The sequence below is a fragment of the Microbulbifer sp. ABF4_148 genome, assembly GCF_056158985.1.
In genome coordinates this window covers 2,239,651-2,261,844 of the sequence record NZ_JBSWUI010000001.1, presented here as the reverse complement: position 1 = coordinate 2,261,844, position 22,194 = coordinate 2,239,651, and the positions used below count along the sequence as shown (strand labels likewise).

Here is a 22,194-nt window from a genome sequence, read left to right as displayed (position 1 = left end):
TGCGCATTGAAACACGGCTCCAGGGGAAATACCCCTGACCGCCCGGACTGGCGAGCGGCCGCGATGAGTTAACCCCGGAACCGAGCATGACTGATACCAATCCGACAGACACGCAGACCACCGCAGGCGCGCAGGCACAGCCGCGCAAAGAAAGCCTGCTGGGTAATCTGCTGATCAACATCGTCATCCCGACCCTGATCCTGACCAAGATGTCCGGTGATGCGTGGCTTGGCACCAAATGGGCCATTGTTGTCGCACTGGCCTTCCCCCTGGCCTACGGTGCCAGGGACCTGATGCAATCCGGCAAAATCAATTTTTTCTCTGCACTGGGCACCATCAGTATCCTGCTCACGGGCGGCATCAGCCTGCTGGAACTGGACGCCGAGTACATTGCCATCAAGGAAGCGGCCATCCCCGGAATACTGGGCCTGGCGACCGTGGCGTCACTGTATACCCCATGGCCGCTGGTGCGCACGCTGCTCTACAATGACCGCATTCTGAATACTGCCAAGGTCGCTACCGCGCTGCAGGAAAACGGCAATGCCAGCGCGTTTGAGCGCACGCTCCAGCAAGCCTCGTGGATGATCGCGGGCTCCTTCTTCCTGTCCTCGACACTCAACTACATCCTGGCGAAAGTGCTGCTGCAGAGTCCTCCAGGGACCGAAGCCTTCAATGAAGAGCTCGGAAAAATGACAGCTTTGAGCTTTCCTGTGATCGCCCTCCCGGCAACGATCATCCTGATGCTGGTACTGTTCTTCCTGTTCCGGCGCATTGGCAAGCTCACGGGCCTGAAAATCGAAGACGTGCTGGTACAACAATAACGAACTCTAACCAATTATCCGGAGACGAAGACTCGACCATGTGGTATGCCATCATCAGTGAAGATGTGAAAGACAGCCTGCCCCTGCGCAAAGGCGCCCGCCCACAACACCTGGAGCGCCTGCAGCGACTGAAGGACGAGGGGCGCCTGCTGGCCGCAGGTCCTCACCCGGCCATCGACAGTGACGACCCGGGCGAAGCTGGCTTCAGTGGCAGCCTCGTTATTGCCGAGTTTCCCTCTCTGGAAGACGCACAGGCCTGGGCCGATGTCGATCCCTATGTGGATGCCGGTGTCTACGCCTCGGTAACTGTGAAACCCTACAAACTGGTGCTGCCCTGATCCGGGCAGTTTGCGGGGAAGGGAGAGCCCCGTATTTGAGCACTACTGACTAAAGACCGATTACGCGAATACAGCTGTACCAAAATGAAAAAGATGATTTCCGGCCTGGTTGCCGCAACCCTGATCAGCCTCGGCAACACGGCGTTTGCCCAGGACGACACCCGCTACATTACTGACCGACTGCATGTCCCCATGCGCTCTGGCAAAGGCAATGAATTCCGTATCCTGCATCGCGGGCTGCCCAGCGGTACCAAACTGGCCCTGCTGGAGGATGACCCCTCCGACGGATGGGCGCGGGTGCGCACCCCCGGTGGCGAAGAGGGCTGGATACGTCGCCAGTACCTGGTGGCTGATCCGGTCGCTTCCATTCGCCTGGAACGTGCGGAAGCCAACCTGGCTCGCTTCGAACAAATGGAAGGCAATCTCGGTGGCGAAGTCCGCCGCCTGGAGACCGAGAATCTCGAGCTGCGCGAAAACCTCTCCACCCAGCAGCAGCGCGCAGACCAGCTCACCAAAGAGCTGCGCGACCTCAAAACTCTTTCACAGGATGCGGTGAGCCTGAATGAGCGCCATCAGAAGCTGCTGCACCAGCACGAGCTGCTCAAGCAGAAACACAGCATGGCCGCCGCTGAAATCGAGCTGCTGACCAACAATGATGCGCACAAATGGTGGCTGTATGGGGCGCTGTCTGTTGGCCTCGGTGCTATCCTCACCCTGATTATCCCGGTATTGCGTCCCCGCCGCCGTCGCTCTGAGTGGGCGAACTGACATCCGGCATCAGTCCAGGCGTCGCCCCCCCGGCGACGCCCTGGGGGCCAGGGAAAGGCACGAATTCAATAGCGGCCCCGCACGGGTCGGATAACAAGGAGAGATGCCATGAGAAACCTGTTGCGCGGCATAGTCGCCGCCTGCCTGCTCACCGCCACCAGCCTTGCGGCGGCGGCCAATCCGCAGGTCGAACTGAAAACCGACCTGGGTACCGTTCTGATCGAGCTGTACCCGAAACAAGCGCCTGCGACGGTCGGTAATTTTCTCTCTTACGTCGACAGTGGCTTTTACGATGGGGTGATCTTCCACCGCGTCATACCCGACTTTATGGCCCAGACCGGTGGCCATACGTTCGACTTTCAACTCAAGGACACCGCTGATCCCGTCGCGAATGAATCCACCAATGGGCTCAGGAATGAGCGCGGTACCCTCGCGATGGCCCGCAAGGCAGACCCGGATAGCGCCACGTCCCAGTTTTTTATTAACTACAAGCACAACACCCATCTGGACGCGGCAGAAGACAGCCCCGGCTATACCGTGTTTGGCAAGGTCGTTGAAGGCATGGAAGTGCTCGACAAGCTCGCGGAAGAACCCCGCGGCATCTACCGCACCTTTCCCGATGCGCCCAATACGCCCGTTCGCATCCTGAAAGCGCGCCGGCTCGACAGTAATGCAGCGAGTGGCACAGCCAAAAGCAGCGCAACTGGCGGCGCCAAGTCCAAAACCATCCAGGAGAACAAACGTTGATCGACCTCAGCGTCAACCTCAACAAAATCGCACTGATTCGCAACTCCCGCGAGGGCAACTTCCCGAACGTGGTCACCCACGGTCGCATTTGCCTCGATGCCGGTGCACAGGGCATTACTGTGCATCCGCGCCCCGATCAACGCCACATTCGCCCGGGGGACGTGCGTGAACTGGCGGCACTCTGCAAGCCCATCAGCGGCGTCGAGTTCAATGTGGAGGGCAATCCATTTGCCGAGCCGATGGCCGACTATCCGGGCCTGCTGCCCCTGGTGCTGGAAACCCAACCGGACCAGTGCACCCTGGTGCCGGACAGCAACGACCAGCTCACCTCCGACCACGGATTTGATCTGCGTAAGGATGGCGATCGCCTGATACCGATGATCGAGCGAATCAAGGCCGCCAACATTCGGGTGAGCCTGTTTATGGACCCCGATCTGGAACAGATCTCCCTGGCCAAAGAAGTCGGGGCGGACCGCATCGAGCTGTATACCGGCCCCTATGCAGAGGCGGTCGCAACGCAGAGCGCTGACATCGATCGTATTTTCAATACCCACTGCGCGGCCGCAGAGCACGCGCGGCAACTGGGGCTTGGGGTAAACGCCGGTCACGACCTCAACCTGATCAACCTGCCGCGCTACCGCACCTTGCCGGGACTGCAGGAAGTTTCCATTGGCCACGCACTGACCGTGGACGCGATCGCCATGGGACTCTCTGATGCCGTGGCCGCTTACCTGCGCTGCCTGGCCGGCAACTGATGCGCACCCTGAATGTCGTCGGTGGCGGCCGACTCGGCCGCACACTGGCGAGATTGTGGCAGGATCACGGGGTTTTCAGAGTTCTTGCCGTCTGTAACCGCTCCGAGCCCAGCGCCGCCGAAGCCGCGCGTTTTATCGCGGAAAATTCCCCGCCTCAGTCCACCAACGATCTGGCCGCGATGCCGGCAGCGGACTGCTGGCTGATCGCCACCGCCGACGAAGAAATCGGCAATACCGCGCATCGACTGGCGCAGTGCCAGCAACTGGTTTCCTCAACGGTGGTATTCCACTGCAGCGGATCCCTCAATGCCGCGGTGCTCGAACCCTGCCGACCGGCGCAGATCGCCAGTGCCCATCCGATACACAGTTTCGCCGATCCGTCCCGTTCCCTGGAGACGTTCACCACCACCAGCGTGGCCATCGAAGGCGATCGCGCAGCCTGCGGGTTACTGCGCGATGTGTTTGAAGCGATCGGCGCAAAGCCCATTGGCATCAATGGCGAAGAAAAGCCGCTGTACCATGCGGCCTCGGTATTTGCCTGCAACTACCTGACGGTGTTGCTCGACCTCAGCCTGCAATGCTATCAGCGAGCGGGCATCGAAAAGGGCGATGCCCTGCAAATCCTCGCCCCGATCCTGCAGCAGACGCTGGACAACAATCTTGCACTGGGGCCGGAAAACGCGCTGACAGGCCCGGTTGCCCGCGGGGACCTGGCTACGGTGCGCGCTCACCTGGACGCCCTGCAAGCCATGCCGCAACCGATGGCAAATGCCTATCGCCAACTGGCGCTCGCGGGCGTAGACTTGGCCCGCCGCTCCGACCTGCCCGCGACATTGGCGGAGCCCCTGCTTCAGTTGCTCAACGAAACTGAGCATTGAGTAAATTACAGCCCCGAGCACAGCCTTGAACGACTCCCCCGAATACCTGCAAAAGCGCGCTTTCTTTGATCGACTGCTGACCATTTACGGCCGCAAGCCCGTGCTGGAAGCACTGGAAGATAGCCGCCTGCCAGCGCACAAGCTGCACCTGGCGGACAGCAATCGCCGCGACCAAGTCATCAATCGCATTGAGGCGCTGGCGCAACAGCGTGGGATCGAAATTGCGTTCCACGATCGGAAATCACTCTCGCGCATTTCAAAAAATGCGCGCCAGGATCAGGGCGTGGCGCTCGATCTGGCACCGCCGCTCTACAACACCACAGAGCAATTTCTGCAGGAAGCGCCGGGCCATTATGAGCTTCTCGCACTGGACGGAATCACCAACCCCCAAAATTTGGGCATGATCATTCGCTCTGCCTGTGCAAGCGGGATTGATGGCATCATTCTGCCGCGCAAGGGCTGTGCGCAGATCGATCCGCTGGTGATCAAAGCCAGCACCGGCACACTCTTCCGCACGCCTATTTTGCGCTGCGAAACTCTGCCAACTGCCTTGAAGCGGTTTCGCGATGCCGGTGTCCGGGTCTGTGGCCTGTCATCACATGCCGACGACACGCTGTCTTCCATTCAGGGGGACACACCCACCATCTTCGTTCTGGGCAATGAAACCAGTGGCGTCAGTGACGCGAGCGCGGCGCAGTGCAACCACCGCGTGCGCATCCCCATGCAGAATGCAGTAGAGAGCCTGAACGTCGCCGTGACCGCCGCACTGATTTGCTTTCGACGACAGCTGTAGTTCGGCCAACCAGCCAATCCTGAGCCTTTCTCACCAGACCGCCTGCCAGAACCGTGCCTTTGCACGACTTTCTGCTGTTCTGCGCCAATTCGGCGCTGAAAACCCGCCGGGTTTCGACTAAATAACTCTAGAGAACGGTACTACAACCAGAAAAATGTCCCCTCCCCTGGATCTTCGGGAGGTCAATCTCCGGCACAAGGAAGGCTCCATGCGAATCATTTGCCCCGCCCTGCTCACGGCAGGCCTGCTCGCGTCTACTCCCACCCTCGCCGCGCTACCCGAAGATGCGCGCCTGGATGTCATGCCCTACTTCACCCGCGTCGACGGCTCCCGTAAGCAGGACCGGCAGGCGGGCGGATTCCGGGCCAGTTATAACTGGGGCTTGACCGGCAATTGGTCCGGAGAAGTACAGGCTTTCAGCACATTTCTGAGCAGCGACCTGCCCGGAGATGGCAGAACCGCCCGCAGTGCCGGTACCGGTTTCGACATCGTCTACAACTTCGCAGACCGCACAGGCTATACACCCTATCTGCTCGGCGGACTGGGCGCGGTCTACGATGACGCCCAGGGTTATCTCGCCAGTGACACCAACGCCTTCGTCAACGTCGCGGCTGGCGTGATCTCCCGCCCACTGTCCGTCGAAGGTGTCAAGTTTCGCGCGGAAGTGCGCTACGTCTACGATGACTTTGGTGATGGGATGAACGACTGGCAGTTGGGTCTGGGCTTTAGCATTCCATTGTGCTGCGAGTCCACCACCGTCGCCATGGCCCCACCACCCGCCGCGGCCCCCATGCCGGTCGAAGCGCCACCGCAGGATTCCGATGGTGACGGTGTTTACGATGAGGACGACCGCTGCCCGGACACCCTTCCGGGCGCGCGGGTGAATCGTGAGGGTTGTGTGGAGGCCAACGAAACCATCCGGCTGGACGCGGTACGCTTCGAGTTCAATTCGGATCGACTGACGCCTGCTGCACGCAACGACCTGCTCGGCGCCGTGCGCGCCCTCAGCAGCCAGCCCAACGCCATGGTCGAAATTGCGGGTCATACCGATAGCCGCGGGAATGACGACTACAATCGTCGGCTGTCGCAAAAGCGCGCCGATGCAGTACGCGCATTCCTGATTCAGAACGGTATCCCTGCCGACCGGCTCAGCGCCAACGGCTATGGCGAGTCCCAACCCGTCGCACCCAATGACACAGACTCCGGACGCGCAATGAACCGCCGGGTAGAAATGCGTTTCCGTTGATTACAACGCCCCACCCTGTGGGGCCTGCCACGCGCGGGCCCCTCTCAAAACGCCCCCCAGGTTTTTGTTGGACAAAAACCGCCCCAGGGTCTACTCCTTCCACAGATTCTGTGGATATCTTTGTGCACAACTAATGGGAATCGGCCGCCAAGCCCCATGTTTCGGTTGCAACCTTATTGTGAAGAAATTTTAATCAACGGAATAAATCCATTAAAAACAATAGGTTACAAGGACTCTCAAAAGCGTGGCACGAACAAATCCCGCTAAATTGCAAGAGAAAAGTTTATTTTTTTCGCTGTGGAAAGCCTGTCGGATCCAATCCGACGGATGTGACAAAGGCCTTACGGACACAGAGGGATTGCAATGACAGGAACGACAGTCCGACGCATGTTAGATATAGCGCTAAGTCAATTGTTTCTGCGCCAACTGCCCTGAAGGGCTGCCCTGTAGGCTCCGGCAGAAAATCGGGTCCGCGATCTGCCCCGCGACGCGGACCCAGCCGACTGGCGACCACCATTGCCTAGAAGAACAGTGTGACACCCACAAACGGACCGCTGGCATCGATCATCTTCACTGGCCCGCCGCTGGTGCCCAGGTTGTAACGAATGTAACGCCATCCGCCATCGAGGCTGAAACACCGAAATCGATAGGCCATCCCAAGGGCCACTTGCCCCAGTGAGTTGGATTCCCCGGTTCCGATGTCGGCGAAGTATGGGATGTACAAGCGATCGCTCAAAAAATAGCGCCCGCGAACCCCGACAACCGCATCCCAGTTGCGGAAGGAGATCGACGTAGTGCTCGTCTCCGGCGGCGGGCCTTCAGCGGTTGTCTTGGTATCGTTGTCAATCCAGAGGTAGCGGGCACCCAGATACAGATCCGTGTGCGTGGACATATGCTCTTCGGAGCCATGGATCCGATATCCAATACTCGGGGTGCCAATAAAACCCTGCAAACTGACTCGGTCGCGCACCACGCCGGGCTCCAGCACCACAGTGTCCGAGTTGGAAATATCGAAATAATAGAGATCGGTGGTGAGCGACCACTTGCCTTTTAGTGCACGCGCGCGGGTCTGGAAGACAAAATCCAGGTCATCGATCACATCGCCACGACTGATCTTGGTTTTCATCCCCTCCTGGGTTTCTACCTCGAGGGTGGGCACATTCGCATAGATCGTCAGGTCGTAACGCCATTCAGATTCGGATTCCGCCACCGCAGTGCACATCAGCAGGGTTCCCAAAACAAAAGCCAGACATTGGCGCTCAATTCTCATAGTCCTACTCAGACAGTTGGTTGGTATGTGACCGAAGTCGCCTGTTTAAAGCGTAGATGGCAGCGGTCTACCAATGGGTGGGAAAGATCGGCGGTGGCAGCAAAGCAATCCTGATGGCGGATATCCGGGGAAAACGCCGTCTAGTGAGAGAAGTTTCCCAAAGCGATTTTGGCAACGGTCAGCGCAACCGGGCCCGTAAGCCTTATGGCAATACCCATCTGCGGCTTTACCGATGTCGAAGACTCATGACAGAAATGCTGAGCCAAAGAAGAATAAGTCGAAGACCGTGTGTTGGCAGCGAATGCTCGCTCCTATGCGATCCGACCATCACCATGACCATGACCGCGCAAGAACGAGCATTCGAATTCCCGGAATTTATCCGTCCAAATGTGACTTCAAACGGTGCAATACCCCACCCCAATGGGTATTGCAGTACGGCAGGCTCGGATCTCCCTCTTTCCACTCGCCATCGGTCAGATCAACAATGGTTCCATTGCCGTCTGGCGTGAGCGTAAAGGACAGGGTTTTACCGACAGAAGAGCCCGGCCCCTCCACACATTCCTGCTCAAGTTTTTGATTGGGCACCAGCTCTTTGGTTTTCCAACCAAAGCGCAATCCCGGTTTGGAGTCGAGAAAGAGGACGTCCCCTGGTGCAACCTTTCCTTCGACCGATCCCATATGCCAGGTAGCAATGTCATTGGTATCGGTCAACGCATGGAACACCTTGTCTGGTGCAGCATCAATCTTGACTGAATGGCGAAGCGTAACGCCCATAGGTTTTCTCCCTGCGTGCTTACTGTTTTAGCGGCGGAATAGCGGGCATAACAGGGCAATCGCCCAGGTCCGCAGGATTCACTTTAAAAGTCGAATCATAGAGTTTTGGATCTGTCATATTCTCTGGTTCGGTGCTGCGCCAGGCAAAAAGACAGGTCGTACAACGATAAAGTACCCATACGCCTTCTACGGGAGACTTGAATTGCACCTCTGTGGTTTTTGAGTCACAGCGAGGACAGACGGAAAAATCGTTGGCCATCTGGCGTTCTCCTTATTGGCTCTTGGCTAAATCTTGGATAAGTGCCTGGATCTTCGGCAACCAGTCTTTGGCTTCTGGAGGATTCTTAATCTGCATGGAGTAGTCGCCATGATCATCTGGTGGTACCGGTGTGGCCGCATCCAGAATAATTTTGTGCGACATGCCCACCGGGTCAGATCCAGGATCCAATGCCAGAATGGAGCAACCGGGAATGATGACCGCATCGAACTTGGGGTTAAATTTGGTCGATAGCGCCCACATCACTTGCGGTAGATTAAAGGGGTCCACATCGGAGTCGACAATAATCACCACCTTTGCATAGCCGGTACCGTGCGGCGTCTGCAAAACCGACATCCCCACGGTTTTGGCAAACCCACCCACGCGCATATCCGTCGATACAATCACCACCAGGCCATGGGTGTAGAGCGCATTAACGGCATTGATTTCCGGGAATTTTTCCTTGAGCTGCACATATAGCGCCGCACCGGTATTGATAAACATATAATCAATCTCGGTCCAGGGCATACCGATAGCGCAGTACTCATACAGGGGGTTCTTCCGGTGTGAAACCTTCGTCACCTCGACACTACACATATTGCGAATACCAGAGAGGTGGCCGGTAAATTCACCATAGGGACCGTCAGGCTCCCTCACTCGAGGGAGAATATTGGCCTCAATCATGTATTCCGAGCCCCAGGGAACCTGTAGCTTGTTATCCAGCGTCACCACCGGATAGGGCTCGCCCGCCAACGCGCTGCACATGTTGTACTCATCCTGGTCGTACAGCAGCGGCATACTCGCGACCAGAGGGATCATTGGCTCATTGCCAACGGTAATTGCAATTGGCAAGGGCTGATTCTTCTCTTCCGCTGCCTTCAGGTGCACCGCCACATCATGGTCCGGCACAATCTGCATACTCAGCTTGTTGGGGCCCTTGACCTGCAAGCGGTACATGCCGACGTTCTGCTGATCAAAGTCGTCCATATGATCCGGATGGCGGGAAACAATCGACGCCTTGTTGATGTACATTCCGCCATCACCAGGGTTCAGGCGAAAAAGCGGCATCAGTTCAAACAGGTTGATATCGTCGCCTTCCACCACGACGTCCTGCCATAGAGGGTTCTCTTTTTCTTCGATCTTCCCTTTGGAAAAATTTTGGTAGCGATTATTGAATTCTGTCGTCAGATCTTTGACCGATGTATCTTTTGGCATACCCATCGCCAGTGCGAGATTGGGCCAGGAACCATGCACATTCGATACAATTTGTGTGTCACTGGTAAATCCCTTGATATTTTCAAAGATAATCGCAGGAGCCTTCTCACCGATGCCTTTATTGTTGGCACTCAATGCTGCTGAAATGTCCGGCTCCGGATTCACCTCATCTTTCATGCGGATGAGCTGGCCATCTTTCTCAAGCGCATCGATAAAGGTCCTTAAGTCTTTAAAAGCCATTGTTATGCTCGTCTCTGGTTAACCGTTCAATTATGGAAAAAGTCAGTACGCACCACATTCCGCCACTGAGCACCCGGCCCCAACTATAGTTGCGACATAACAATTCGTGCTGATTCGTACGCCTGTTCCAAAAAAACCCAATAGAACAATTCAGACAAAAGTGAATATCAATGAGTTACTCATGGAAACTCAGTCGACATTCACCACTTGTCATAATCCGAAGAAAATTGGAGCGATATGCCGCCAACTACTCGCTGGTGGCCATAGAGGATTCGGGCGTATCCGAGGAGGGTGCTGAAGAGGAACCGGTTCCCTGCCACCGTTTCATATTCGGTGGATCCAGATCAAACAGGTCCAGTACCCGCCCCACGTTATGATTGATCAAATCATCGATGGACGTTGGACGGTTATAAAAGGCAGGCATGGGTGGCGCAATCACGGCGCCCAGTAGTGAGGCTTCGTACAAAAGCTTGCAGTGCCCGGTATGCAATGGGACTTCGCGGGGCATTAGCACCAGTCGACGACGCTCTTTCAGTACCACGTCGGCCGCCCGTGACATCAGGCTTTCTGCCGAGGAGTTGGCAATCGCCGAAAGGGTTTTCATCGAGCAAGGCGCGACGATCATCCCCTCGGTTTTGAATGAACCACTGGAGATATTCGCCGCCTGATTGCCGTGACTATGAATCTCATCCGCGAGGCTCTCGACATACTTCACTGCATAGTCTGTCTCGATCTCGATATTGAGACGGGCATATTTACTCAGGATGAGGTGCGTCTCGACCGTCGGGATTTCCTTGAGCATCTCAAGAAGGCGTATGCCATAGATGACACCACTCGCGCCAGAAATGCCTACAATCAATCGCTTCATCTTCATTCTGGTTATTCTCCTTACTGGTCTTTCACTGGCACGGCAGAAAATTCTTTGACTTCAAGCTTTCAGTCATGGAGCCTAACTATAGCAGTGCAATGTCCGCCGGCCTTTTGACGTCGTGACTTTGAATCATCGTGTCAGCAAAATGATGATCACTGATGTTTTCAAGTGCACTATCAGCCTGACGAAATCAATTGGAAACCTTATACATTTAGAGAGAACGGGCTTTCGCAAAGGCTATAAACTCTTAGTCCCCAGCCAGGCAGAAAATTCAGCATTTGATCGACCGTAGTGGCTAGTCAGCAACTGCTGCCAATACAACAACATAGATCTCAAGCAACAATAAGGGTGACCAACATGCATCCAAAACAGAAAATCCTGCGCTTAATCAGTGAATGCGGCTTGCGTCCCTAACTTACTGGGTATTCTCGCGCAGAAAATATTACGTCCATTGCAGGAATGTCACCGCAGTGCCGTCCGGATCGCACAGCCGAAACAATCTCGCGCCCCAGGAAGTGTCTTCAATCGCTGAAGGCAGATTGCCGCGCGCAATGAGTTGTGTATGAGATACGTCGACATCATCCACCTCGACCACCACATGCACCTTATTGGTCGAATCCCCGAGGAGCATCGGCTCAGGCACCCGCTGGTTATCGAGGATCTCGAGCTTCATCCCACCCAGGTCATAGCGTCGCCCGCGCCCGCGCTCGCGGTCCCACCCGTCTACTACAGGCAGACCCAGCATCTCTTCATAGAAGTGGGAGACCACTTCAAACTGATTAGTGGCTAGCGCAATAAAACTCAATTCAATACACCTTAAAGGAATAGCCGGGGTTACTCGGGGAATAGCAAGGTTGCGTTGATCTTGATATCCCAGACCTGGTCATTGCCGCGGTCCTGCGCATAGTAGTCCGCCCCGCCGAATACATTGAGATACTTGCCTCCAACAGAGAAGACCCGCCCCATGTAAATACCTACAGGCCAGCTTTTGCGCTCTTTGCTTGGTTGATTCCAATCCCAGCTCCATAGCTGGTCGGTGAACCGCACATACCAGCCTTTCTGGTTAAACAGCTTCTTAAACTGGTAGGTCAGAATCGGGCCCAAATAGAACTGATCGACGTCCGGGCGCGAATCGCTCCCCGCGAATGACCAGACCTGATAGCCATAGGCACCAAACTGAATGGAGTCGCCATGGGTAAAGAGATTGTTCTTGGCACCGACGATGACGCCACCGGGGCCGGCACTCCATTTATCCGAGCTCGTGCGGTCGTTCTCTCCGGTCGGTATCAGCACAGAAAGAATGGGACCCGCGGTAAACCCCAGCTCTTTATTCACATCCCAATGGCGTACCGGATTGATAATCAGCGTGGTGTCAGTCATTCGCGTCTCCGCACCGGGAAACTCCGGGGTACGCGGTAAGGTGTTAATCGGTATGGTGGGGCGAATCAGCATATTCTGGAAAAACTTGTCATCGCCAAGGTGGACGGGGATAACCGGCTGAATAATAAACTGATTGAAACTGCCGTCCGCATCATGCACGTCCCAGGCGTGCACATTCTGCAGCGCAAACTGAATCAGTGGCGCAGTCGGGTTGGTCGCCATCGCGGCGATATCCTTGTCGCCCCCCTGTGGTGGACGACTCTGAACCCGTCGATTTGAACTGGATGCTGAAGCCCCTGGGTGCGGCTCATAAAGCACCTGATCTGGAGTGCGATTTCCCGATTGATGGGATACGGCCATACTGGCATGCGGTGCATTTCCGTGTGAAGCCAATGAAGGGGATTCACCCTGAAACCGCGAAGTGAATGGGCTGCCTGAAACGTCGGACTCATTGGCGCCCCAGTTGGTAAATTTTCCCAGATGTCCGCCGGTATCTGCTGACGGTCGAGAATCGACAACCCGTAATTTCGGCGCCAGCGCTGAATCGACGTCCGGTTCTGCCAACACGCAAGATGACGAAAACTGCAAAGATAGCAAGCCAATCGCCAGTAGCGACATGTGCACTCTAAGTGATCTCATTGAAAACCTTCTTTATCAAAACCCATACCAAAACCATCTGCAGCCCTACTCCCTGGAGAGGTTTTGAGAGTTCCGGTTTTTCTACCCCATACACTCAGTTAGCGAACAGCTACCCAAGCAATCTGCGCGTCACTCGCTTGCGCAAGTGACGCTGGCTTTTCGACAGACTTCGCTAGCCGCCAAAACCCCATTTGCTCCAGTTATCCAGCACTTTCTTTTTGATATTGTCGGGATAGTTATCTTCGAAGGTCAGGATCCGCTCCAGTGGCTGGCCGGTTTTGGACTCCGCAGGCAAACAGCTATAGGCCGTCAGACCACTGCCATGGATAAAGTCACTCTGGCAGTGATAGGCCTCGAGTCCGGTCCCAACAACATTGGTGATTTCCGGAAATCCATAGGTGCCTTTGGTGGGGTGATTCCGGGTTGCAAAGGCCCAACTCAAATCACTGACATTGTCAGGGTCAATGTCCTCGTTCACCACGATCAGTTTCGTGGTGACATTGCCACAATGCTGGGACCAGAGCGTGGTGGCAATCTTGCGGACAAACTCCTCCATACCCATGCCGGTTTTCTCGTGCCAGTCATTGCTGACCCGCACCACCAGCCACGCCAGCGCGGACTCCATGGTGAGCATCGCGTCGATCACCGGAAGTCCTTCTTTTTTCAATGCCACGGCCACATCACCGGACATAAAGAAGCCCATTCCCACAGTGCACGAATCGATCGGTTTACCGGGAACGGAGATTGGGTAAAGCGGGTTATTGCGATAGGTCACACAGGTCACGGTCATCCGTGCGCGATTCGCCGAATCAAAGGGCAGATAGCCCTGATACTCACCAAACGGGCCTTCGCTTTCGACCTGATCTTTGGACACGAAACCTTCGAGCACCAGTTCGGCATCCGCCGGTACCAGTAAATCGTGGGTCTCGCATTTGACCATGCGGATGCCCTCGCCGAGCAACCGACTCGCGTAGTCATATTCGTTAGTGTAATCCGGGGCTTTCGAGGACGCCTGTGACAGGGCTACTGGCGGCACCCCAAATGCCATGGCCCAGGGGGTGTCCTTGCCATCTCGGGCCCAGGCATCATGTACCATGCCATTATGCTGCGAAGGCAACCAGAGACCGGTCATGGTATTTTTGTTGACGATCATCGCGCGGTTGATCGACCAACTTGTCCAGCTTTCATCTGGCGTGCGAACAATGTTCACGCCGGCCGTTCCTATGTAACGGGCAGCATCGCCATCATGGGCCAGGGGTGCGGGAATTTTGTAGAGGTCGACTTCATCGCCTGTCCATTTGTTTTCCTTACAAGGGGCATCGGCGGCATCGACAATCACAGGGTCATGGACATCGGTGCCCTCCCGCGCTTCGAGATAGGCCTTCTGGATGTCCATCAGCTTCGCCTCGGGAGGCAGCCCCAACATTACCGCCAGACGACACCATTCTTTGCCCGGGGTGCCGGATTTGGTATAGCCAATGTCACAAGCGCGGAATCCATCCGGCGTGTCCTTGATTTTGTTGAACACCGGAACCTGAGCCCGAGACTCATAGGAGTGACGGCAGATCGCTCCCATTTCCAGATTCGTATCGACCTCGTCATCGATCTCTACCGCCTCACCCATCTCCTTGAGCTTTGCGATGTAGTCACGATATGTACGGGGAATTGCTGATCGGTCAACGCTATATGCCATGATGAATTTCCTGTTTGCCTATGCGAGCGGCCCCGATGGGCGCTTGGTTCAGATTACGGAGTGGATTAAAGACTGTCTGCGCAGGACAACGGCGACGATGCCTGTGCGTCAATTGCGGCGTTGCAGCGTGGCAGGACGTCATCTGCCAGAAGACGTAGGCTGCGCTCCCAATTGGATTGCTCGTTTTCTGCGTGGTACGACAAAATCACCAGCTTGCCGAAGCCGCCTGTGGCACTGTGCATATCCAGAATTTTCTGCGCGACGGTTTCCGGCGAGCCGACGAACCACAGGTTGTCCGCCACATAGTCGAGATCAATCTGTGATTCATCCATGTCCGGATCAATCTTCAGGAAGGGGCCGAGCCCAAGCCCGAGATAAACCGGCAACAGGAATTCCCGCCAGCAGCGCCCCATCATCCCGTTAATGGCCAGGGAGCGGGCTTCTTCGTCCGTGGGGGCCACATAGACATCGCGTACAATCCGCCAGTCGGCACGGTTGGGCACACGCTGAACGGTTGCCGCACCTTCCTCCACTGCAGTCCAGTGGGCCGCAGTAATGTCGTGGTCAGGGCTGACGCTTAAACTGACGGGGATATAACCTTTCTCGCCGGCGAGCTTGTGATTGCGGGAACCGGGTGTCAGCCCGGCAATTGCTATGCGCGGGTGTGGCTCGGTAAAGGGACGGAGGTGATAGCCGAGCCCGGCCAACTTGGTTTCCACCTGGCCGCAGGACCAATAGTCGCCGGCAAATGCATGATCGCCATCGCGCCAGAGCCGCGTCATGATCTCCAGACTTTCAAAGGTCATATCCCGATTAACACCGGGGGAAGGATCAATGGCAAATAATTCCCGGTCGGACGGCAACGCGCTGATGCCCACACCCAACTGATACCTGCCCTGCGCCATGTGGTCCAGATACGCTGCCCGATGGGCGAGCTCAACCGGATGGTGATAGGGCAGCAGGTGACCCAGAGGCCCCAGTTTGATCTGTTGCGTCATCGGCAATGCCTGCGCAATCAGCAAGTCCGGCGCCGGACACGGCTCCCAGGGGGCGGTAAAGTGTTCGCCAATCCAGGCTTCCGAAAAGCCCAGGGTGTCGAGCAGTGCAATTTCCTGCAGTGCCGCGGTTTGTCCTTGTGCGATTGAGACTTCAGGTGCCAGTGACGGCATTAACAAACTGCCAAGTTCAATGGACATTGTGTAAATCGATTTCCTACTCAGATTGCCGGAATTTTTCGCTGCGCACTGGCAAGCGGAACACCTGCCTCACACAACGGACCGTTCGGATGTGATTTTCCGGATGGAACACCTGCCATCCGCCCGCTGACGGATCGAATAGGATCAAGCCCAGGGAAAGTTGCCTGCCACTCAAGGTCTGTCTACGCCGCAAAACGTCGTTAATGAACCACAATCCAAAATTAGTACGAAGGTACTAAAAAACTAGCTGGAAATACCTATGGGGCAAGGACGCTGGCGCGGAGAGTATGTTGAAATATAGGGCGCCGGCCGTCAGCAAAATCCCTTTTGTGCGGGTGTCTTGGATCGACGGACAGCAAACAGAAGGACTGATATTGAATGCGCGAAATGCACCGCTATCCCTGGGCCTGGAAAACGATGGGATGGGACTGCATCAAGGTGGCCCACTCCTGAATGAACCATGGCGTGTAATATTCCGGTTGCTCGCTCAGTGCCCGGGTGAGCTCTGTCGGGGCAACCCAGCGCCAGTCGGCAACTTCATTGGAGTTTACCTGCGGCTCCTGCGAGGTCACGCCGGTAAACACTCCGCAGAGTTCATGCTCTGTACCCACGTCGAGATACTGTGCACGGTATTCGAACTCAAAGCGGAAGGTCAGGTCGACCTGCAGGCCCAGCTCTTCCTGCACCCTACGGCGGGCGGCCGCCCCGATACTTTCCCCCCAGCGCGGATGGCTGCAACAGCTATTAGACCAGTAGCCCGGCCACAACCGTTTGGAGGCACTGCGCTGCTGCAGCAGCACTTCTCCCCTGGGGTTAAATACAAACACGGACAGGGCGCGGTGCAATACCCCATCGCCATCGTGACAGGCATCCTTGGCAAGCGACCCGAGTTCGCGCCCCTGCGAATCCACCAGAATCAATGCTTCATGATCAAAGGAGACAATTTTGTCCATAGCGGGCGTTTCACTCTGTATCGGCGTGTAGAGGGTTCCGTTTTTTCATCGTGTCTCTGTCACGGGGCACCCCGCCATGGGGAGCTCACCGTGAGCCACTTCCCTTCCAGACCAGCACACAGTGCAGGATGTCTCCATCATCAACCGACAGAACTGCACGCAAGTTAGCGGGTGCAATCAACTCCACCTGGCTCGCCGGATAGTCCGGGACGTGCGGCACCACGATCGCGCAGGTCAGCGGCACATCGAGCCTGACGGGGAAGCAGCGCGCCTCGATACGGTCGGGCGGGGTAGCCGGGTTGTTCAGCGGCAAACCGTGTGAATGTCGTATCTCCTGCCAACGCTCCGGATCTGTTTCATTGGAGAGTTGCAGATTCAGAGTGCCCGGGTAAGGCGCAAATCCGAGCTGGCTCTGACAAGCCTGCACTACCCAGGGCAGCTGAGTGAAACGACGGGCCTTGCCCTGACCGGTGGTGACGCGGCCGACCAGTGCCGTGGGCAGTTGCCGCATATCATTTCCCTCACCGAGTCGGGCAGAAATTGGTTGTTTGGATTGCACGGGATACCGTGCGTGTATTGACGCGGTCACTTCAAAGTAGCATCCGACGTCCTGTGTGCAAGTGACGGGAATGCACGGGTGACGTCGGCCTGAGCCCTAATTGAGTGGCTGTGATCGCCAATAGTGAAAGCATTCGGTTGTTGCCATTCCCGCGGTGCCCTCAAGGTCGACCCATCCGCTAACTGGTTTAAAACGGTCATGGATTTTTCCCTCAAACCCGCAACCTCTTGCTCCTTTATGCCCGGCTGTTGGCAGCGGAGGGCGGATCATCGACCCACCCGCCAAATGCACTGACAAAATCTCTCATTTCCATTCCGGTGACCGAAATTGCCAAGAAAAAATACGCGATCCGGCAGTTCACTCATTTTTATCGCTGGGTATGATGCGGCGCCTTTTTTATCACTGTAGAAGAGAAGTATGCGTAACAATCATAAAGTTCTGTCCCTCTCCGCTGTCATCGCCCTGACGACCGGCTCCCAGGCTATGGCTGCCGGCTTCCAGCTGGCTGAATACTCCGTAACCGGCCTTGGCCGCGCTTACGCGGGCGAAGCCGCACTGGCTGACAACGCCGGTGCGCAGTTCCGTAACCCGGCAGCGCTGTCGCAGCTGAAAGGCACGCAGATTTCTGCGGGCTCTATCTATGTTGACCCCAACATCGAGGTAGAAGGTGACGTAACTTTTGGTGGACCAGCAGTTTCCACCACCGCGGAAGACATCGCGCACGACGCCGTCATTCCCAACTTTTACCTGTCGCACTCCCTGAATGATGAGTGGAGCCTCGGCCTGGCAGTCGCCACCAACTACGGCATGGAATCTGAGCTGGAAGGCGATTACCTCGCAACACACTTCGGCAACCAGGGCAAAATCCTGTCCGTAGAAATCAACCCGAATGTTGCGTACCAGCTGAACGACGACGTGGCCGTCGGTGCCGGTATTCGCTACGTATTGGGTGAAGGCCACTTTGGCGCCGCGCTGCCTCCTTCAATGGGCGGTACCGACCTGAAATACATGGAAGGTGAAGACGAAGCCTTTGGCTGGCAAGCCGGTGCTACCTGGCAGGTTACTCCGGCCAGCCGCGTTGCCATCGCCTACCGCTCCGCCGTTGACTTTACTCTGGACGGCGAAGCGTCTGGTCTGGCCTATGGCGGTCAGACCCTCGGTGGCAAAATGGACCTGACCTTGCCAGCCTCTCTGGAGATTGCCAGCAACCACCAGCTGAATGCCGAATGGGTACTGCACTTCAGCGCCAACTGGACCGACTGGAGCTCCTTCGAAAAGCTGGAAGCGGACATTGAAGGCTTCGCGCAGCCAGACCTGATCAAAGAAGAAAACTGGGAAGATAACTATCGCCTGGCTGCGGGTACCAGCTACCAGTACAGCGACACTGTGACGCTGCGTGCGGGTCTGGCGTACGATACTTCCGCGGTGAGCGATGAGTACCGCACCCCGACCATTCCGGAAACCGATCGTATCTGGACCAGCTTTGGCGCGGCCGTACAGGTTTCCCCGCAGCTGACCGTGGACGGTGGTTTCACCTACATCTTTGCGGAAGATGCGACCATCAGCGAAGAAGTGATTCTGCCGGCGGGCAACAGCTTTATCGTCTCCACCCTGGAAGCGGAAATGAACGGCAGCGTTTGGCTGGCAGGCCTGCAGGCGAGCTACCGCTTCTAAGCGGCACGATCGCAAGGTCCAACAGGAGTAGCGCAGATCGCGCTGCTCTTGTCGCCCTGCTTCGCCGAGGCAGAACGGCCACTCGGTGGATCCGGTGTGGCTGTTCTATTGATGGTGTTCTTTAGCGAATAGACGACTTTGCATTTAAGTCAAAGTCTCAGCGTCGCGCTTCCAGAAACTCGCTTCCCACGCTCTCTTGCCGAAACGCTCTTGCCAGCAGTTCCATCGTGGTGTGCGAGGTTAGCCCGCTGCTGCTTCAGGATTGGTCTGCAAAGGCTTGAGCTTGGCAAGCGCCTCCCAGACGGCCGGCGGAATTGGCCAGTCTGCCCACTCATGCGCCTGCCTAACCCGTTCGGGCCAAGTCACGCCACAGACAGTGGCGGAGATATCAGAATCCCGCATCGAACTTTGCAAGGCCAGAGCGCCCACCGGTACGTCGTGCTCAGCACACATTTTTTCAATGGCGTGCACCAGTGCCAGCGTCGGCTTGTTCGCCTCCCGATAGGCATAATGCGACTGCACCGCACTGCCTTTCGAGAGTATGCCACCGCCAAAAGGCGCCGCGTTGAGTACCGCAATGCCTCTCGATTTGGCCAGCTCGATCATCGGCGCTGCATTATTGTTTACCAACGTATGTCGGTTGTGGCTCAGTAACACATCGAAGTCTCTTTCCATTAGCACCGGCATCATCACATCAATATTGCCCGCCGCGAGCCCGACGGCAGTGGCCAGCCCCTCTTCCTTGATTTTGAACAGGACATCGAGCGCGCCGCCCTCCCGGGTGACTTCCTTGAGATCGGCCGCATATTCAATATCGTGGATATGCAGAATATCCACGCGCTCGACACACAGCGCCTCCAGGCTCTTCTCAAAGGACTTGCGTGCCTGGTTGCCGTCGAACTTGCGGCTTTGCAAATCCATATCGAGCTTGGTCGACAGTACCCTGCCCTCGGGCCAGCCACCGAGTTCGCGGACCACCTTGCCAATGCGTTCTTCGCTGCGACCCACGGCATAGTTGCGGGCCGTATCGATAAATCCGTCGGGGCGTTCGAGGATGGCGCGGATCGTGCCCAACGCGCGATCCTCATTGACTTCATACCCATAGAGATCCGGCATACTGCCGAGGCCAGTACTGCCAAAGCCCAGTGCCGGTACCCGTAATCCCGTTTGCCCGATCTCGCGATTTACCGCCATAACAGTCTTCCCAGTTTGAGTGTGTACATCCGTTCCGTACGGCCAGGTGACCAGCAGGACGAATAGATTAGGGGAAGTTTAGTTAGGCAATCGCAGGAAGGTTTTGGAACGGCAGTTTTCTACGCGAATATTCACATGTGGCCTGGTGACGTCGTGGCGCGCGCGATCAGGAAAGAAAATTTGAAGGGGAAAGCGAGCTGGCACTGCGGATTCCCGCAGTGCCAGTGATAACCAGACGGTGTGTCGCCGTTATTCCCACTCGATGGTGGCAGGCGGCTTGCTGGACACGTCGTAGGTGACGCGGGAGATATGTTCAATTTCGTTGATGATGCGGTTGGACACACGCTCGATCAGCTCGTAGGGCAAGTGTGCCCAGCGAGCCGTCATAAAGTCGACGGTTTCTACTGCACGTAGTGCCACGACATACTCGTAGCGACGACCGTCACCAACAACGCCCACAGATTTCACCGGCAGGAACACCACGAACGCCTGGCTGGTTTTGTGGTACCAGTCCGCGTTGTGCAGTTCCTCAATAAAGATGGCATCGGCTTCACGCAGGATATCGGCGTATTCCTTTTTCACTTCGCCGAGAATACGCACGCCCAGCCCCGGGCCCGGGAATGGATGGCGGTACACCATATCGTAAGGCAGGCCCAGCTCCAGGCCGATCTTGCGCACCTCATCCTTGAACAGTTCACGCAGCGGTTCCACCAGCTCAAACTGCATGTCTTCCGGCAGACCGCCCACGTTGTGGTGTGACTTGATCACATGCGCCTTGCCGGTCTTGGCAGCCGCAGATTCGATCACGTCCGGATAGATGGTGCCCTGTGCCAGGAACTTCACATCTTCCAACTTGCTCGCTTCCTGATCGAACACCTCGATAAAGGTATTGCCGATGATCTTACGCTTGGCTTCAGGATCGCTCTCGTCCGCCAGACGCCCCAGGAACAGGTCTTCGGCGTCGGCACGAATCACCTTGACGCCCATGTTGTCGGCGAACATCTCCATGACCTGATCGCCTTCATTCTTGCGCAACAGGCCATTGTCGACGAATACACAGGTCAGCTGATCACCAATCGCCTTGTGCAGCAGCGCCGCCACTACAGAACTGTCGACACCACCAGAGAGGCCCAGCAGGACATTGGAACTCCCGACCTGCTCACGTACTTTGGCGATGGAGTCTTCAATGATGTTGGCCGGAGTCCACAATTTTTCGCAGCCACACAACTCAATCACGAAGTGCTCATAGATACGCGTGCCCTGCAGGGTATGGGTGACTTCTGGGTGGAACTGTACACCGAAGAACTTTTTCTCCGCGTGGTACATGCCGGCGATCGGACAGGAATCCGTAGAGGCCATCAACTCGAAGCCTTCCGGCATCTGCACAACCTTGTCACCGTGGCTCATCCACACATCCAACAGGGCGTGGCCGTCACCATCGAGATGATCCTTGATGTCGTGCAGCAGCGCAGATTCACCCTCGACCTTCACCTGGGCGTAACCGAATTCGCGCACATCACTGCCCTGCACTGCGCCACCCAGCTGGTGCGCCATGGTCTGCATGCCATAACAGATCCCCAGTACGGGAACGCCCAGATCAAAGACCACTGCAGGCGCGCGCGGGGAACCTTCCTCCGGCACAGACTCCGGACCGCCGGCGAGAATAATGCCCTGCGGGTTGTACTCGCGGATTTCTTCTTCGCTCATATCGAAGGCGCGAATTTCCGAAAACACTCCCAACTCCCGTACACGACGGGCAATCAGCTGGGTGTACTGGGAACCGAAGTCGAGAATCAGGATGCGACTGGCGTGAATATCTTGGGACATGGCTCTCTCGAGAATTGAAGCGGGTAAAACCCAGAAACTGCGAGCGGACCCCTTGGGTCCGCTCGCCTGTTAACAGTTTAGCCGGCACCGATTATGCGGTGCCCTGC

Annotated in this window: 22 protein-coding genes; 9 read left to right on the top strand and 13 right to left on the bottom strand. The window is 56.5% G+C overall.

Translation table 11 applies throughout. The annotated features are described in order from the left end of the window. The first annotated feature begins 86 nt into the window (after positions 1-86). From ACXAD0_RS09790 to ACXAD0_RS09755, 8 genes are all read left to right on the top strand, one after another. Positions 87-821: a VC0807 family protein gene (locus ACXAD0_RS09790; protein WP_475088211.1), complete on the top strand. Its 735-nt coding sequence runs from the start codon at positions 87-89 to the stop codon at positions 819-821. Positions 822-859: 38 nt separating this feature from the next. Next, entirely contained in the window at positions 860-1,159 is a 300-nt protein-coding gene (locus tag ACXAD0_RS09785; RefSeq protein WP_475088210.1) for a YciI family protein, read from the top strand. Positions 1,160-1,243: 84 nt separating this feature from the next. Next, positions 1,244-1,927, top strand: coding sequence for a TIGR04211 family SH3 domain-containing protein (locus ACXAD0_RS09780; RefSeq protein WP_475088209.1), 684 nt, complete (start codon positions 1,244-1,246; stop codon positions 1,925-1,927). Positions 1,928-2,035: 108 nt separating this feature from the next. Further along, positions 2,036-2,674, top strand: coding sequence for a peptidylprolyl isomerase (locus tag ACXAD0_RS09775; protein ID WP_475088208.1), 639 nt, complete (start codon positions 2,036-2,038; stop codon positions 2,672-2,674). Further along, on the top strand, positions 2,671-3,429 hold the full coding sequence (locus tag ACXAD0_RS09770; protein ID WP_475088207.1) for a pyridoxine 5'-phosphate synthase: 759 nt from the start codon (positions 2,671-2,673) through the stop codon (positions 3,427-3,429). Before ACXAD0_RS09775 ends, ACXAD0_RS09770 begins: the two co-directional genes overlap by 4 nt. Further along, positions 3,429-4,307 carry a Rossmann-like and DUF2520 domain-containing protein gene (locus ACXAD0_RS09765; protein WP_475088206.1) on the top strand — a complete coding sequence of 293 codons (879 nt, stop codon included), beginning with the start codon at positions 3,429-3,431 and terminating at the stop codon, positions 4,305-4,307. The genes ACXAD0_RS09770 and ACXAD0_RS09765 overlap by 1 nt, the downstream gene beginning before the upstream one ends. Positions 4,308-4,332: 25 nt before the next feature. Further along, positions 4,333-5,100 (top strand): 23S rRNA (guanosine(2251)-2'-O)-methyltransferase RlmB, encoded by a 768-nt coding sequence (gene rlmB, locus ACXAD0_RS09760; protein ID WP_475088205.1) that lies wholly within the window; start codon positions 4,333-4,335, stop codon positions 5,098-5,100. A gap of 208 nt (positions 5,101-5,308) precedes the next feature. Next, positions 5,309-6,346, top strand: coding sequence for an OmpA family protein (locus tag ACXAD0_RS09755; protein ID WP_475088204.1), 1,038 nt, complete (start codon positions 5,309-5,311; stop codon positions 6,344-6,346). Between the two features lie 520 nt (positions 6,347-6,866). Here ACXAD0_RS09755 and ACXAD0_RS09750 read toward each other — a convergent pair. The 11 genes from ACXAD0_RS09750 to ACXAD0_RS09700 form a co-directional block, all read right to left on the bottom strand. Further along, positions 6,867-7,616 carry a hypothetical protein gene (locus tag ACXAD0_RS09750; protein WP_475088203.1) on the bottom strand — a complete coding sequence of 250 codons (750 nt, stop codon included), beginning with the start codon at positions 7,614-7,616 and terminating at the stop codon, positions 6,867-6,869. 375 nt (positions 7,617-7,991) lie between these two features. Next, a complete protein-coding gene (locus tag ACXAD0_RS09745; protein WP_475088202.1) occupies positions 7,992-8,390 on the bottom strand; it encodes an SRPBCC family protein in 399 nt (132 codons plus the stop codon). A 19-nt stretch (positions 8,391-8,409) separates the two neighbouring features. Then, positions 8,410-8,649, bottom strand: a complete 240-nt coding sequence (locus tag ACXAD0_RS09740) for a non-oxidative hydroxyarylic acid decarboxylases subunit D (RefSeq protein WP_475088201.1) — start codon at positions 8,647-8,649, stop codon at positions 8,410-8,412. Positions 8,650-8,661: 12 nt separating this feature from the next. Then, positions 8,662-10,101: a UbiD family decarboxylase gene (locus ACXAD0_RS09735; protein ID WP_475088200.1), complete on the bottom strand. Its 1,440-nt coding sequence runs from the start codon at positions 10,099-10,101 to the stop codon at positions 8,662-8,664. Positions 10,102-10,348: 247 nt separating this feature from the next. Next, positions 10,349-10,975, bottom strand: a complete 627-nt coding sequence (locus ACXAD0_RS09730) for a UbiX family flavin prenyltransferase (protein ID WP_475088199.1) — start codon at positions 10,973-10,975, stop codon at positions 10,349-10,351. Positions 10,976-11,414: 439 nt separating this feature from the next. Continuing rightward, positions 11,415-11,777: a VOC family protein gene (locus ACXAD0_RS09725; protein WP_475088198.1), complete on the bottom strand. Its 363-nt coding sequence runs from the start codon at positions 11,775-11,777 to the stop codon at positions 11,415-11,417. Between the two features lie 29 nt (positions 11,778-11,806). Then, positions 11,807-12,574: a hypothetical protein gene (locus ACXAD0_RS09720; protein ID WP_475088197.1), complete on the bottom strand. Its 768-nt coding sequence runs from the start codon at positions 12,572-12,574 to the stop codon at positions 11,807-11,809. A gap of 589 nt (positions 12,575-13,163) precedes the next feature. Further along, positions 13,164-14,684, bottom strand: a complete 1,521-nt coding sequence (locus ACXAD0_RS09715; RefSeq protein WP_475088196.1) for a UbiD family decarboxylase — start codon at positions 14,682-14,684, stop codon at positions 13,164-13,166. A gap of 65 nt (positions 14,685-14,749) precedes the next feature. Beyond that, positions 14,750-15,880 carry an LLM class flavin-dependent oxidoreductase gene (locus ACXAD0_RS09710; RefSeq protein WP_475088195.1) on the bottom strand — a complete coding sequence of 377 codons (1,131 nt, stop codon included), beginning with the start codon at positions 15,878-15,880 and terminating at the stop codon, positions 14,750-14,752. Between the two features lie 395 nt (positions 15,881-16,275). Next, positions 16,276-16,833, bottom strand: coding sequence for an isopentenyl-diphosphate Delta-isomerase (gene idi, locus ACXAD0_RS09705; protein ID WP_475088194.1), 558 nt, complete (start codon positions 16,831-16,833; stop codon positions 16,276-16,278). An 85-nt stretch (positions 16,834-16,918) separates the two neighbouring features. Continuing rightward, on the bottom strand, positions 16,919-17,344 hold the full coding sequence (locus ACXAD0_RS09700; protein ID WP_475088193.1) for a DUF120 domain-containing protein: 426 nt from the start codon (positions 17,342-17,344) through the stop codon (positions 16,919-16,921). Positions 17,345-17,809: 465 nt separating this feature from the next. Between ACXAD0_RS09700 and ACXAD0_RS09695 the strand changes: the two genes are divergently transcribed. Next, on the top strand, positions 17,810-19,066 hold the full coding sequence (locus tag ACXAD0_RS09695) for an outer membrane protein transport protein (RefSeq protein WP_475088192.1): 1,257 nt from the start codon (positions 17,810-17,812) through the stop codon (positions 19,064-19,066). A 240-nt stretch (positions 19,067-19,306) separates the two neighbouring features. Here the strand turns inward: ACXAD0_RS09695 and ACXAD0_RS09690 are convergent, their stop codons facing one another. Continuing rightward, positions 19,307-20,260 carry an aldo/keto reductase gene (locus ACXAD0_RS09690; protein WP_475088191.1) on the bottom strand — a complete coding sequence of 318 codons (954 nt, stop codon included), beginning with the start codon at positions 20,258-20,260 and terminating at the stop codon, positions 19,307-19,309. A 249-nt stretch (positions 20,261-20,509) separates the two neighbouring features. Further along, positions 20,510-22,087, bottom strand: coding sequence for a glutamine-hydrolyzing GMP synthase (gene guaA / locus ACXAD0_RS09685; RefSeq protein ID WP_475088190.1), 1,578 nt, complete (start codon positions 22,085-22,087; stop codon positions 20,510-20,512). Positions 22,088-22,194: the final 107 nt, after the last annotated feature.

Coding starts and splice junctions, on each gene's coding strand:
- ACXAD0_RS09790 (WP_475088211.1), top strand. CDS start 87: ATGACTGATACCAATCCGACAGACACGCAGACCACCGCAGGCGCGCAG.
- ACXAD0_RS09785 (WP_475088210.1), top strand. CDS start 860: ATGTGGTATGCCATCATCAGTGAAGATGTGAAAGACAGCCTGCCCCTG.
- ACXAD0_RS09780 (WP_475088209.1), top strand. CDS start 1,244: ATGAAAAAGATGATTTCCGGCCTGGTTGCCGCAACCCTGATCAGCCTC.
- ACXAD0_RS09775 (WP_475088208.1), top strand. CDS start 2,036: ATGAGAAACCTGTTGCGCGGCATAGTCGCCGCCTGCCTGCTCACCGCC.
- ACXAD0_RS09765 (WP_475088206.1), top strand. CDS start 3,429: ATGCGCACCCTGAATGTCGTCGGTGGCGGCCGACTCGGCCGCACACTG.
- ACXAD0_RS09755 (WP_475088204.1), top strand. CDS start 5,309: ATGCGAATCATTTGCCCCGCCCTGCTCACGGCAGGCCTGCTCGCGTCT.
- ACXAD0_RS09750 (WP_475088203.1), bottom strand. CDS start 7,616: ATGAGAATTGAGCGCCAATGTCTGGCTTTTGTTTTGGGAACCCTGCTG.
- ACXAD0_RS09745 (WP_475088202.1), bottom strand. CDS start 8,390: ATGGGCGTTACGCTTCGCCATTCAGTCAAGATTGATGCTGCACCAGAC.
- ACXAD0_RS09740 (WP_475088201.1), bottom strand. CDS start 8,649: ATGGCCAACGATTTTTCCGTCTGTCCTCGCTGTGACTCAAAAACCACA.
- ACXAD0_RS09735 (WP_475088200.1), bottom strand. CDS start 10,101: ATGGCTTTTAAAGACTTAAGGACCTTTATCGATGCGCTTGAGAAAGAT.
- ACXAD0_RS09730 (WP_475088199.1), bottom strand. CDS start 10,975: ATGAAGATGAAGCGATTGATTGTAGGCATTTCTGGCGCGAGTGGTGTC.
- ACXAD0_RS09720 (WP_475088197.1), bottom strand. CDS start 12,574: ATGGCGACCAACCCGACTGCGCCACTGATTCAGTTTGCGCTGCAGAAT.
- ACXAD0_RS09715 (WP_475088196.1), bottom strand. CDS start 14,684: ATGGCATATAGCGTTGACCGATCAGCAATTCCCCGTACATATCGTGAC.
- ACXAD0_RS09710 (WP_475088195.1), bottom strand. CDS start 15,880: ATGTCCATTGAACTTGGCAGTTTGTTAATGCCGTCACTGGCACCTGAA.
- idi (WP_475088194.1), bottom strand. CDS start 16,833: ATGGACAAAATTGTCTCCTTTGATCATGAAGCATTGATTCTGGTGGAT.
- ACXAD0_RS09700 (WP_475088193.1), bottom strand. CDS start 17,344: ATGCGGCAACTGCCCACGGCACTGGTCGGCCGCGTCACCACCGGTCAG.
- ACXAD0_RS09695 (WP_475088192.1), top strand. CDS start 17,810: ATGCGTAACAATCATAAAGTTCTGTCCCTCTCCGCTGTCATCGCCCTG.
- ACXAD0_RS09690 (WP_475088191.1), bottom strand. CDS start 20,260: ATGGCGGTAAATCGCGAGATCGGGCAAACGGGATTACGGGTACCGGCA.
- guaA (WP_475088190.1), bottom strand. CDS start 22,087: ATGTCCCAAGATATTCACGCCAGTCGCATCCTGATTCTCGACTTCGGT.